Origin of the sequence: Nakamurella sp. UYEF19 (assembly GCF_040546275.1) — a bacterium.
Classification (GTDB): Bacteria; Actinomycetota; Actinomycetes; order Mycobacteriales; family Nakamurellaceae; genus Nakamurella.
Genome location: NZ_JBEPNO010000038.1, coordinates 23616 through 36286 on the forward strand (window position 1 = coordinate 23616; position 12671 = coordinate 36286).

The following is a 12671-nucleotide window of genomic DNA, read 5'->3' on the forward strand; positions in this document are numbered from 1 at the left end:
CGACCCCTACATCTGGTCCAGGGACCTGCCGGCGCTCTCGGCTTCCTGCAGACGCTGGGCCACGTCCTTGGCCACCGCCCGGAGGTCGGCCTCCGGGTCGGCGCCGGCGGCTCCGGCCGCGTAGGCGATCCGGAAGATCTGCTCGGCGGCCGAATCACCCGTCGGCAGTTCGACGGCCAGACCCTCCCGGGCCGCGCGCGAGCCGAGCTTGGCGGCCAAGGCCGTGGCCGGCTGCCCGAGTGCCACGCCGGAGAGGACGGACGATCGGCCCCGTTCGGCTTTCTTGAGCTCGTCCCACCGGACCTGTTGGTCCGCTGCGGTACGAAGGGGTTCGGCAGACCCGAACACGTGCGGGTGTCGCCGGATCAACTTGTCGGCGAGATCGCCTGCCACGTCATCGATGTCGAATCCACCGTCGTCGGCACCGCGCTCGGCGGCGATGCGCGCGTGGAAGAGCACCTGGAGCAGCACATCCCCCAGTTCCTCCCGAATGGCAGCGTCGTCGCCGTCCTCGATGGCCTCGAGCAGCTCGTAGCACTCCTCCACCAGGTAACGACGGAGCGAGTCGTGCGTCTGCTCGGCGTCCCACGGGCACCCGCCCGGCGAGCGCAGCCGGTCCATCACCTCGACGGCTCGACGCAGCCCCGCTCCGCGACCGGCTGGTTGCCGCACGATCCGTACCTCCGGGTTGTCGTCCGGTTTGTCGTCCGGCAGAGCGGCCGTCATAGGCCGTCGTTGCCGGGGATGACCTGGAGGGTTCCTGGATCCCACACCCCGTAACGCGGGTTGACGGAGATCGACGTACTGCTTACATACTTGCCCAGCAACAGGACACCCAGGTCGAAGGCGTCGGACAGACCTGAGACCGAACTGAACTCGGCCTGCCCGAGCGTGCCGGCCGACACCGACCGCCCGGTCGCCCGGAGGACGAGATAGGCGTCGGAGTTGGGCACGATGAAGACCGAACCGGAGGTCGCTCCGAACAGGCCCGCCGCGCCGACGGCCGGCTTGGTCAAGAGGGTGTAGACCGCCCTGGGGATGACTCCCGTCCCTGCCGCGGCCACTACCGCGTCCATCTTGGCCGGATCGGCCAGGTACTCCGACCGCAGTGCGACCGCCTGGTCGCGGGTGGCGGCCGGCACACCCTCGGCGGTCACCGAGATGTTGCCCACCTGGACACCCTGGGCCGGAATGGCCTGCACCAGGGCCTGGAGAGCGACGACGTCGTGGAGGACGGCGTCCTCCTCGGAGGCCGGTAGTTCGAGCTGGGTGGCGAGCTTGGAAGTGGACTGGCCGGCCTGCGCAGCGGCCGCGTTGATCTGCGCATCGGTCACCGAGATCTGGCCCGCGGCAATCGCCTTGGCCAGCAGCGCGTGCCGAACGGCGAAGGTGATCTGAGCCCGGTTCAACGCCGACACCTGGGCCGTGGTCGCACCGGTCGGAACGTTGGCAGCGACGAAGGCTCCGGTATCGGCCTGCACTGCGGCTTCGGAGATGCCGGCGCCGTCGATGACCACCGCGGATCCGGCCGTCACCTGGCAGGCAGCGAGTGTCGACGAGGTCAACGCAAGCGCAAGGGCAAGGCCCACCAGGCGCTGACGGCGAGCGCCGATCCGATGCCTTCGGACCTGGACGAACAAGGTCACGGTGGATCCTCCCAGTTGATCGCCTTCGATCCTCGACTGTGCAACGGCCTCAGCCTGCCACACCGGTTCGCGGCAATTCGGAGCCGGGGCACGACGGTGCTCGACCCTGGCGACAGACCTGGGCTCAGTCTCAGTACGCGCCGGAGGCGGAAAGCACGGCTTTGGCGGTCTTCCAGAGAATGACGAGATCGGACGTCAGCGACCAGTTCTCGACGTAATAGGTATCCAGTCGCACGGTGTCCTCCCAGTTCAGGGTCGACCGCCCCGAGACCTGCCACAGCCCGGTCATCCCGGGCCGTACCAGAAGCCGCAACCTGGCCTCGCCGTGATAGGTGGCGACCTCGTCCATGAGCGGCGGACGCGGGCCCACCAGGCTCATGTCGCCCTTCAGGACGTTGATCAGCTGCGGAACCTCATCGAGGCTGAAGCGGCGGATGAACTTGCCGACCTTGGTGACCCGCGGATCGTTGCGCATTTTGAAGAGCGTGTCGTTGCCGGCGTCCCGCTGCTGATTCTTGAGATCGGCCAGCCGGGCTTCCGCGTCGACGACCATCGAGCGGAACTTGATCATCCGGAAGGTCTTGCCGTTGAGACCGACCCGCTCCTGGCGGAAGAAGATCGGACCGGGGCTGCTCAACTTCACCGCAGCCATCAGTCCGAGGAAGAACGGGGACGCAAGCGCCAAGATGGCGGCGCTGCCGATCCAGTCGAAGGACCTCTTCACGATGCGGTTGGCGCCCCGGTAGGTGGGGCGGTCGACGTGAATGAGCGGCAATCCGGCGACCGGCTTTGTGTGGATGCGGGGCCCCGCGATGTTGGTGAGGGCGGGGGCCAGCACCAGCTGAATGTCGGTCTTCTCCAGTTCCCAGCTGAGCCGGCGGACGGCGGCCGGACCGAAACTGGCGGTCGAGGTGACAGCGACAGTGTCTGCACCGAACCGCTGGGCGGTCGCCGCCACATCTTCCAACCCGCCCAGCACCGGTACTCCATCGACCATCCGGGCGCCTGTGTCCGGATCGAGACTCAATTCGCCGGTCGGAGAGTTCTGCTGGATGCAGACGCCCAATACGCCGTAGCCAGCCAGAGGTGCTCGCCGGAGATCGGTGAGCAGCTCGCGGACGGTCCGAAGATTGCCGACCACCAGCACCATGGACATGTAGTCGCCGTTGAGCCGATGCGAATGCAACCACCTGCGCCAGGTGAAACGGGAAAGTAGCAGCGCCACCAAACCGGCGGGAAGGGTGACCAGGACGTAGGCGCGCGGTAGGTGCAGATTGAAGACGTAGGAAGAGATGGCGACCAGACCGAAGAGACCGAACGAGGTCTGGACGAGCCGCTTGTATTCTTCGGGCCCGTGCCCCACCACCTCAGGATCTCTGGTCCCGCCCCAGTGCAGCGCGATCATCCAGGCACATGCGAGGAAGATCGTCAGCGCGATGAAGGGAAGCGAATCCGGGTCGCGGGAGACGCGACTGCTAAGCGTGCCCATGTGCACCATGTGCGCACCGACCGACGCCCAAGCCACACTGACTGCGTCACCGATCCACAAGCGTATCCCGTACCGGTAGGCCCAGGTCTTACGTGGCGCCTGCCGGTCTGGGGGGGAGACCGTAGCTGTGGATGGGGGCTCCAGACGTTGGGAGATCGTCGTCTCACGTGCCGGAGGCGTCAGAGTCTTGGGGGTCGCGAATCGGTAAGAGGGATCTTGATCGCCAAGCTGGGGGCCGAACTCGACCGAAGCCGGCGTGGTTCCGGGCCAACCCTCAGCTCGAGATCCTGAGCGTTCTGGGGTACTGGTGGTCATCGATCGCCCATCCCGCGGGGCGGGCGCGAGACAGAAGACCGAACTGGTGTCATCACTCCAACCACCCTCCCCTACTTGACAGCTCGTTTTTTCACGGCGGACCGCCAGGGCGGCACCCGTACGAAAACTCGATAGACCCTTGCGCACCCTGACTTTGACAAACGGTAGTCGATTCGAGCAACGACGGGAAGCAATCGTCACTGAACTCACCTGTTCGAGGAGGAAATGTGACAATCGGTCACGAAGCCGACACGCGCGGATCGGTTAAGACGTCGCTTCCATCGGCGGGTCGGCAGAGATCGCCTGAAGTGCCCGGCGGAGGACGGTACTGGAGGTATGAATCGTGTAGGGGAAATAGACGACCTCAACACCGACACCGGCGAAATCCCGCTCGAGCTTGTCTCCCTTGGGGGTGCCCGACCAGTCGTCACCCTTAAAGATGTGGGTGAAGTGGAGATCCTGCCAGGCGTCGAGCTTTTCGGTGGTCGTCTCGGCATAGACGTCGTCGACGTAGCGCACGCTGCGGACGACCTCGAGCCGTTCGGCGAGCGGGATGACCGGTCGGACCCCCTTGGTCAGCTCGCACATTTCGTCCGACACGACCCCGGCGATCAGATAGTCACACCGTTCGCGAGCATGGCGCAGGATGTTCAGATGACCCACATGGAACAAGTCGTACGCCCCGGGGGCGTAACCGATGCGTACCGGCACAGTATTAACCTCTTCATATAGTCGGACCTGTTGCGGAGCCGCCGGAGGCCCCCTTGCATGCCTGCGCAATGCTGACTGGCCTATGATTCCAACTCTAGGGGTGCGAAACGGCCTGGCGCTATTTTGGGCCTTCAGGGTCAATATAGGGCGGAGGTCACCACGTTGAGCGAATCCCCGGGGTTTCGACCTGTCACCTCCATCTTGTACGTCTGTCGCGTTAACCGCTGCCGGTCGGCCATGGCCGAACTCATGTTGCGAGATCTACTGAGTTTGTCGGGGCATGCTGCCGATGTGCTCGTCGGATCTGCAGGCATTGAGGCTGTGGGTGGGGCCCCGGTCGTCGCGGACGCGGCACGGGTGCTCGCGGAACGCGGTGTCGACTCCTCGGCGTTCGTCAGTCGGCGGTTGCGGGCGGATCTGGTGGAGCGGGCCGACCTCATACTGACAGCGGGTCGCGACCACCGTGACACGGTGGTCCGGTTGGTGCCGGATGCGGCGGACCGGTGTTTCACGCTTCTCCAGTTCCGCCGGCTCGCCGACGGCATCGAAGGACTTCCGCAATGGAACCAGGCATGGACGTTGGAGCTAATTCGCTCGGCCATCGCCAACCGGGGTCGCCGACCCGCGGCACGTCCGGAAGACAACGACCTCACCGATCCGACCGGGCATGGTCGCCGTTGGGTCCGTCGGTGTGCCGACCGGATCGCGGAGAGTCAAGAGGTATTCCGGTGGGGACTCGCGGGTCGCCGCCCGTCCGGCTGACCAGCCCGTTCAGTAGTCACGGTGCCTGTTGTCCGAACCGCCGGCGGACACCCACTGACGGATGAGTTAGTCCTCGTCGCCGGTGCCTAGCTGGCGACCCGTTCTCGACGGCCACGGCGGGAGCCCCGTCCTCGATCTGCGATGAGGCGCCACGCCGATAGGACGCGCCAGCTGTCTGCGCGTCCTCCGTGGCCGGTCGTGACTGTCCGGCGGTTGAGACATCCGCACTCGGCACCTGAGGGATTGCCTCGGTCACCGAGAGCTCAGGGGCCTCGGCTGAGGCCTCCGTTTCCCGCTCGATAATCAGGCCCCTGCCGAGAGCATCAACGGACTCCACCTTTACATCCGCAGCAGGCTCGACCTCCACATCCGCAGCAGGCTCGACCTCCACATCCGCAGCAGGCTCGACCTCCACATCCGCAGCAGGCTTCACCTCCACATCCGCAGCAGGCTTCACCTCCACATCCGCAGCAGGCTTCACCCCGACGGACGCCATCCGACTGCCGATCTCCAGCTCGTCGGCGGCCAATGCGGGCGGGGCCGACGCTGCGGCCGCCACTGGCGCGGTACTCGGGCTCGGCGGCAAAGCTTGCGATGCGCTCGTGCCGCGCCGCGTCTTGTTGCTCACTTCGGAGCGGTTGCTGTCGTAGTAACTGTCCGAGCGTTTCACCGCGACGCCGTTCAGTACGGTACCGATCAATCGCGTACCGGAGTCAGCGGCCGTTGTTACCGCCTCGACCACTTTGTGCCGGGTGGACCGACCGGCCCGCACAACTAGCAGCAGCCCGTCACAGGCGTCGCCGACCACCACGGCATCGGTCACTGGAAGGATCGGCGGTGTGTCGATCAGGACGACATCATAATTCTCGCGCACATCGGCGATAAGGGCGTGCATCGCTTTGCTGCCAAGGAGTTCGGCCGGATTCGGTGCCCGCTCGCCGGAGCCGAGCACCCACATTCCGTCTACCGGACCGCGGACCACGGCTTCCTCGACGGCGACCGACCCCAGCAGCACATCAGTCAACCCGGCACGATGATCGACGTCGAACAGCGCGCCCAGTCTGGGCCGGCGAAGATCGCCGTCGATCACCAGCACCCGTTCGCCGGCGGTCGCAAAAGCGGCAGCAAGATTGGCGGTTACGCTCGTTTTGCCCTCTCCCTCCGAGCCGGAGGATATCGCGATCACCGTGGTGCGCTGCTGCACGCTGACAAATCGGAGGCTGGTCCGGACCCGACGGAACGCCTCCGCCCGGGGCGAGTACTTGTCGTCGCCGACTACGATCGGCTGTTTGGTGGCCTGCTGGTCATTCGGGATCACCCCGAGTAGCGGGGCCCCCACGAGTTGACGCAGCTGCTCAGTCTTGCGCACTTTGTTGTCCAGGACATCACGGGCGATCGCGACCAACAGCCCCAGGGCGAGGCCAATGGCCAACGCGATCGCGATGATCAGGGACTTGAGGGGCGATACTGGAGTGAGCTGTACCGATGGACCAGAAACTACCACCAGGCTGACCGCCGGCTGCGCAGAGTTCGTGGTCTCGACCTGCTGCACCATGATCGGGAACTGCCTGCCGACGTCTGTGGCGATCCGGAGTGCCACGTCAGTGGATCCGGCTTGGACGTCGGCCGTCAGTAGCACCGTGTTGAGGTCGGCCGATCCGGTGAGTGACTGACTGAGATCCGCCCGGCTGATGCGAAAGCTGGGGTCGGCTGTCAGGATCGCCCTGGCGAGCCGATCGCTCTTCAGGAGGTGGGTGTAGGTGTTCACCCGTTGCTGTCCAAAATCATCACCTGCCAGGGCGGAGCCATTCGTCGTGTATGGAGTAGCGGCGAAGAAGGTAACGGACGCGGCGTAGACCGGCTCGCGGGTGTACGCATAGGCGCTACCGGCTCCTCCGCCCAAAACGGTCAGCATGGCCACGATCCACCAGGATCGCCGCAGCACCTCCAGATACAACCGCATATTCATTCGTGACAACCTTCTATCGGATCGTCGCTCCCCACAGGCCCGACCCAAGATATCCTCGCATGCCGTCGGGCCGGATCGCGATGAGGTCCGCCGAACGAGTGGCGTTGCCCATGGTCACGCCGAGGCAACGCCCTTGGTCCGAGAGTGACGCCCACGGCGCTGGAATCGGTCGGGCAACGAGCGGCGGACGATTGCCGTGACCTGCTGCACATCCAATCGAACGGACGGGATGAAGCGGTAGGCAACAAACAGATAGACGCAAACCAGCGCTAGACCGACAACGATCTGCAGTAGTGGCCCGACCGGTAGCAGCGACCCGGCCCACGACAGCAGGCCACATGGTGCGCCGATGGCCGCCACTATCCGCAATGCGTTGGTCGTGAGAGGGGTTGTCCGCAGTCCGGTCGCCCGACCGCAGTGCCAGACACCCACGAGCCACACAACCAGGTTAGCCACCGTTCCGGTGCACGCCACGCCGATCGGGCCCCAGGGCAGGCCGGCCAGGATCGCCGCCACCGTGAAAGAACCGGTCACGGCGCGCTGCCGCAGCAATGCCCCTGAGGCGCCTACCGCCAGATAGATCCAGTAGGCCACCTGGGCAAGAGCCCGGAAGACTCCGCTGAGCGCCAGCACGAGGAAGATCGGCACGACGGCGCCCCAATTCGGTCCGAGCAGTAGGAGTACCAGCGGCCCCGCCAGCCCAGCGGCGACCGCGAACACTGTGGTCGTGATGTAGCAGGCCACCAATTGCGCCTTCATCGCATACCGAAGCAGGGTCGCCTTATCGTCTTGGACACGGCTCAGCACCGGAACCGCCACCTGCGTCATCGGCGCCTGGATCTGCGCAAGCGGCATGGTCATGAGCTGGTAGGCGCGGTTGTAGATGCCGGTAGCAGTCGCTCCCCAAACGACACCGATACCAATGTTGTCGACGTTCCGGACGAGGAACGCGATGATCTGGGTACCGGCCAGACTGGCGCCGAAGCGCAGAAACTCACGCAGTGGTACTCCTCGATGCCAGCGTCCGGGCCACCATTTGCTGTTGATCACGTTGAAGGCGCAGGTCACGGTTGTAAAGGCGATCTGCTGCGCGGCCACGGCCCACATCCCGGCCCCGAGTAACGCCAGGATCAGCGCGAGCACGACTGACAAGATCTGCGCAGTGAGGTCGCCGAACCCGATCGCCTTGAACCTCATGTGCCGCACCAGGTGTGCCCGGAACTGAGTGTTGAAGCCGCTTACAACGAACAGACCGGCGAAAACGGGGATCAACGGCTCGATCCGGGGCTCGCCATATGCGGCCACGATCAGCGGGGTCGCCGCCGCAGCGAGGCAGGCACAGCCGGTTCCGAGCGCTAGGTTCAGCCAAAAGAGGTTGTCCTGCTGTTCCGAAGTCACCTCCTTGGCCTGAACCGCCGCCATCGAGAGTCCGAAGTCCCGGATCAGCTCCGCGATGCCGACAACCGAAGTGACCATCGCGACAAGCCCGAAGTCGTCGGGTAGCAGCAGACGTGCGAGCAAAATCGTCGAGACGAACTGCACGACCGTCCGCATCGCCTGCACTGCCAGGGTGATGCTTGTCGCCTTGGCTGCTCGGTCTCCAAGGGTCACGAAGTCGGAGCCGTTCGCGGCGGGGTAGTGGAGGTGGCACGCACGGCTGTGGCTGGGCGCCGGTACTCCGAAAAGATGATGCCAACCGCGCCCGCCGCTAGCCCGGCACCGCGTGCGGACAGGCGGAGACCGCCGGCCCGCAACACGGGTCGGCGTAGTACTGCGCCAACGACGAGCCGGCTCGCCCCGACGATCACCCGTCCCGACCCGCGGGCGACCGAACGTGCACGTGCCGAGAAGCGGCCGATGCCACCTCCCGACAGGGCGATGGCGACCCGCGAATCGGTGTTGCCGATCCGGAACAGCTTGCGAACCCCCCATGCGAGGGTGAGCCGGTCAGCCAGGACGACGTCGGTGACGACGGCCTCGTCGCACCACAAGATGGCACCTCCGGACCGCACCAACTGCCGGGTGAACAGTGTGTCGCTACCGCCTGTCAGACCGAACCGGACGTCGAAGCGCAGTCCGAAGGCGCTCACCTGGTGCAGGTCGAGCAGGAGGTTATTAGATGCGGCCGCAGGGACCGGCGTGCCGGTGGCGAATCGCTTCCGTTCAAAGAACGCACCATCCCGGATCCACGGGTGCACCTCGCCCCGGAATGTCGATACGACGGGTCCGGCGACCGCGGCGGGCCGGGATCTGTAGTATGTGGCCAGGAGGTGCTCGAGCCACTGCGGTTCGGGCCGCTCGTCGTCGTCGATAAATACAAGCAAGTCGGCCCCGCAGAGTGTGGCCTCGGCTAGCGCGCGATTGCGGGCAGCTGCAATGCCCGGCTGGTCCTCCCTGACGTACTGGACGGCGGGCGATTCCCGTCCCGCCGCGCCGTCCCCCGCCGTGTCCGCGACGGTCTGAACCGTGGGCTTGGCCGACCCGGTGGGATCGTTGTCGACAATTAGCACCACCGCCCGGTCCAGGGCTGCACACTGCTGCAGCACCTCGGAAAGAAGTTCGGCGACAGCGCCGGGACGACAGTATGTGACGACAGCCACCACGATCGTCGAGCTAGACATTGACACCGGTCCTGGGGCAGCAATTCAAGAAAATGGCGAAATACGTCACGAACCAACAATGATGCAACCGAGGAGTTGATCATCCGTAGGCTACCGTAGTACCCAGTAGGACGCCGTCATTGGTTGGACGAGCAACTTGCGGAGGCACGAATGGGTGATCCGACCACCCGATTGGGAGTGGCCGTGGCACTAGCTACGTTTCGCCGGACCGACCAATTGGCCCGCCTGCTTCCCGAACTCGCACGGCAGGCCACCGTGGACGTTCCGGGTACCTGCGTCATCGTGGTCGACAACGACCCGGAAGGCTCGGCAGCAGCCATCGTCAGCGCCTTGCGCTCCGCTTGGCCGGTACTCGAATACCACCGGGAGCCCCGGCCCGGGATCGCTGCGGCTCGGAACGCCGCGCTGGCTGCGGCGACCGGCCGTGCGGCGGTTGCGTTCATCGACGATGACGAGATGCCGGACCCCGATTGGCTCGCCACCCTGGTCCGCCGATGGGTCGAGTGGGGCTGCGCCGCCGTCGCCGGACCGGTCCGCTACGAGTTCGACTCGCCACCCCCTGCATGGGTTCTCGCCTCAGGACGGTTTGACATCAGACTATTTGCCGATGGCGCGCAGATGCCGTCGGCGCCTACCAGCAACCTCCTACTTGACCTCGCAGTCCTCGATCGGCACCGACTGCGGTTCGACGACGCATACGGCCTGACGGGCGGTAGCGACACGAAGCTGAGTCGCTCACTGATCGCCGCGCGCGAACAGATCCGTTGGTCGACCGAGGCTCTGGTCAGTGAACGGGTGCCGCCCGAGCGGGCGACACGGACCTGGGTGCTTGCCCGGCTCCGCCGCTCCGCGAACGTCTGGGCGCGGGTCGACCTCGACTTGGCCGGCTCACCGCGTCGTCGCGTCGGTGTTCGTGGTTCGCTGTTGCTCAACGCCGGTGTGCGAATCGGGCGGGGACTGGGTCGGACCGTTTGGGGCACGCTCCGGCACAAGCCAGCGTTGCGCGCCAGCGGCGAGGGATATATCGCGTCCGCGGTCGGATTGCTGCAGGCGCTGGTTGGACGGAACGTGGAGGAGTACCGGCGCTAAACCTTCAACCTGATGCCCGAGGTTACCGCCGTACCGGCTGTTGTCTTCCCCTCGATAGGCGACCTGATGTTCGTGCGCGAACAACAGCAGTGCAATCGGGACCAGGACCGTCGGCAGCATGCCGGTGTTGTCCGTGTACGTGAGAGTCCTTTCCAGGACAAAGGTCCCACCAAGTGTCATGAGGTACCCGACGCCCACCAGTCGCCCCGTCTCGGCGAGCCGGGCGACACTGGTGGTGAGCACAGAAAATTGAAGTAGCGCCAGCGCCGCCAAGACGACGCCACCGGTTACCAACAGCTGGATTGCCTGGTTGTGCGCGTGGAACGCGCTCCCCGCCAGCCGTGCGGACGTCCCGCCCACCACCGAGTACCAATTGCTTCCCAGCCCGGTCCACGGCGCGTCCTGCCACCATCGAATGCTGTAGATCCAGATTAACCCGCGATTCGTGAAGGCCTCAAGATCGGTAGTCAAGAATGGCAGCATAACCACCACCGCCAACATGACTATTGAGCACAGGCCAACCACGACCCGACGCCCCGGGCGTGGCGTCCAAGCAGTGATACCGACTGCGACGAGCGCGATCCCGCCTGCCACGAACGCTCCTCGCGAGGCTGACCATGTCAACGCGAACACGGTGAGCATCACGAACACGTATCGGGTGAACTGCCGCGGGATGAGGAATACCGCCGGCAGGCCTAGCACGAGAAACTGTCCAAGACTATTACCTTGCCCAAACATCCCCACGAGGATGCCCCAGGGCAAGATCTGTTTGTCGACCGTGATGACGTCACCATTGCCGGAAAACATCAGTCCGCTCGAGGGCAGGAGGATCGCAAGGGCGATGCACAGTCCGGCCACCCAGCCGGTCAGCCGGCCCACCATGGCCAAGACCTTGAGACGCGGTTGCAGTGCCCAGATCGCCACGAACAGGAACGGGTAGAACCACACTGCTAGCTGCGGCCGAACGGGGACGAATAAGTCGCGGAGGAGCATGTAAGCCCAGGGCAGCAAAGTCAGCACGAGCGGGGCCCTCCCCCGGTTCGGCAGGTGCGCCAGCCGAAGCACGATGACCCACACGCACATTCCCAGCAGTGCCACGCCCAAGGCAAGCTGCATGAGGTAGGCCGGTCCGCTCAAGCTGACGGCGCCGGACCCGATAGCTGATCGGACCTTCCCCGCGAGAACGCTCTGCATGAGGCGCGGAACGACCACCCAGGCTCCAGCGATTAGGACGATCCACGAAGCCCAACGATCGCGGGTCGCCATCGTGTCATCGATGGCGACCCGTGATCGCAGTCGGTCTGGCGAACTCACCCGGTCAGCATGTCATTCGTAAGTCAATTCGACGTTACCGACAGGTTGTCGAAGTCCAGCGTGATCGGCCCATTGCTGACGGTACTGGCCAGGTACCCGGTCAGCGCCGGGCTGCCCGCGGTCTGCAGGCTGGCCGTGCTGTCGGTCCGGGTGATGGTCGGGGTGGCCGGTTCGCTACCCGACGCGTTCCAGACGCTGCCCGTCAGGGTAGTGGTACTTGTGCCCTGTACCTGAAACCGAGCCCGCAGGGTGGAAGTGGTCGAGACGCCGGTGGCCGTGACTGTGCCGAGCACGGTCTCGGTGGTGCCCACCACTCGGGTGATAGAGACCGCCACCGTGTTGTTGGCGTTCAGGCTCAACCGCAGGCGGTACTCACCCCCGGCCGACTTCCGGGCGGTGACCAAGGCTAGTCCACCACCGCCGACCGGCTGCTGCTCCACCGTGACATCGAGAAGCGTGTTCGAGTTCAACGCTGTTACGGAGGTTAGCGAGGCGACCCGCGTGACGCCCTTAGCCAGGGTCATCTTTCCCACACCGCCGGCGACGGTCAGGTTGGCGGCCCCTGAGGCGACGGTCCAAGCGCCACCGGTTGGGGCGGTGCCCCACCCACTGGTCGAGGTCCGACCGAAGGTGTCAGCCGCCAGGATTGTCGGTCCGCTCACGGTCACGTCGTGCGCGATCGTGTCGGTGCCACCACGGTTATCCGTCACAGTCAGGGTGACCGTGTAGGTGTTCGCCGTGGCGTAGGTGTGCGA

10 protein-coding genes and 1 pseudogene are annotated in these 12671 nt (G+C 65.3%); 2 read left to right on the forward strand and 9 right to left on the reverse strand.

Features of this window, described 5'->3' with window-relative positions:
• Positions 1–6 precede the first annotated feature (6 nt).
• From ABIB25_RS27580 to ABIB25_RS27595, 4 genes are all read right to left on the reverse strand, one after another.
• Positions 7–726 (reverse strand): nucleoside triphosphate pyrophosphohydrolase, encoded by a 720-nt coding sequence (locus tag ABIB25_RS27580; protein WP_502919916.1) that lies wholly within the window; start codon positions 724–726, stop codon positions 7–9.
• The gene (locus ABIB25_RS27585; RefSeq protein ID WP_354531724.1) at positions 723–1646 is read right to left on the reverse strand and encodes a hypothetical protein; all 924 of its coding nucleotides are present in this window, start codon (positions 1644–1646) and stop codon (positions 723–725) included. Before ABIB25_RS27585 ends, ABIB25_RS27580 begins: the two co-directional genes overlap by 4 nt.
• Positions 1647–1776: 130 nt before the next feature.
• Entirely contained in the window at positions 1777–3450 is a 1674-nt protein-coding gene (locus tag ABIB25_RS27590; protein WP_354531725.1) for a sugar transferase, read from the reverse strand.
• A 264-nt stretch (positions 3451–3714) separates the two neighbouring features.
• A complete protein-coding gene (locus ABIB25_RS27595) occupies positions 3715–4161 on the reverse strand; it encodes an FAD synthase family protein (protein ID WP_354531726.1) in 447 nt (148 codons plus the stop codon).
• A gap of 201 nt (positions 4162–4362) precedes the next feature.
• Between ABIB25_RS27595 and ABIB25_RS27600 the strand changes: the two genes are divergently transcribed.
• Positions 4363–4923: an arsenate reductase/protein-tyrosine-phosphatase family protein gene (locus ABIB25_RS27600; protein ID WP_354531731.1), complete on the forward strand. Its 561-nt coding sequence runs from the start codon at positions 4363–4365 to the stop codon at positions 4921–4923.
• Positions 4924–4939: 16 nt separating this feature from the next.
• Here the strand turns inward: ABIB25_RS27600 and ABIB25_RS27605 are convergent, their stop codons facing one another.
• The 3 genes from ABIB25_RS27605 to ABIB25_RS27615 form a co-directional block, all read right to left on the reverse strand.
• The gene (locus ABIB25_RS27605) at positions 4940–6880 is read right to left on the reverse strand and encodes a tyrosine-protein kinase domain-containing protein (RefSeq protein ID WP_354531727.1); all 1941 of its coding nucleotides are present in this window, start codon (positions 6878–6880) and stop codon (positions 4940–4942) included.
• A 126-nt stretch (positions 6881–7006) separates the two neighbouring features.
• A complete protein-coding gene (locus ABIB25_RS27610) occupies positions 7007–8503 on the reverse strand; it encodes a lipopolysaccharide biosynthesis protein (protein WP_354531728.1) in 1497 nt (498 codons plus the stop codon).
• Positions 8500–9513: a glycosyltransferase family 2 protein gene (locus tag ABIB25_RS27615; protein ID WP_354531729.1), complete on the reverse strand. Its 1014-nt coding sequence runs from the start codon at positions 9511–9513 to the stop codon at positions 8500–8502. The genes ABIB25_RS27610 and ABIB25_RS27615 overlap by 4 nt, the downstream gene beginning before the upstream one ends.
• A gap of 150 nt (positions 9514–9663) precedes the next feature.
• Here ABIB25_RS27615 and ABIB25_RS27620 point away from each other — a divergent pair.
• Positions 9664–10131, forward strand: a pseudogene (locus ABIB25_RS27620) (glycosyltransferase family 2 protein); the annotation flags it as partial.
• Between the two features lie 270 nt (positions 10132–10401).
• Here the strand turns inward: ABIB25_RS27620 and ABIB25_RS27625 are convergent.
• Together ABIB25_RS27625 and ABIB25_RS27630 are read right to left on the reverse strand one after the other, a co-directional pair.
• The gene (locus ABIB25_RS27625) at positions 10402–11814 is read right to left on the reverse strand and encodes an O-antigen ligase family protein (protein ID WP_354531732.1); all 1413 of its coding nucleotides are present in this window, start codon (positions 11812–11814) and stop codon (positions 10402–10404) included.
• Between the two features lie 125 nt (positions 11815–11939).
• Positions 11940–12671: PKD domain-containing protein (locus ABIB25_RS27630; RefSeq protein ID WP_502919917.1), on the reverse strand; the 732-nt coding region annotated here is incomplete at its 5' end.

Bases quoted from the DNA above. Each gene is read 5' to 3' on its own strand.
- ABIB25_RS27580 (WP_502919916.1), bottom strand. From the start codon at position 726: ATGACGGCCGCTCTGCCGGACGACAAACCGGACGACAACCCGGAGGTA.
- ABIB25_RS27590 (WP_354531725.1), bottom strand. From the start codon at position 3,450: ATGACCACCAGTACCCCAGAACGCTCAGGATCTCGAGCTGAGGGTTGG.
- ABIB25_RS27615 (WP_354531729.1), bottom strand. From the start codon at position 9,513: ATGTCTAGCTCGACGATCGTGGTGGCTGTCGTCACATACTGTCGTCCC.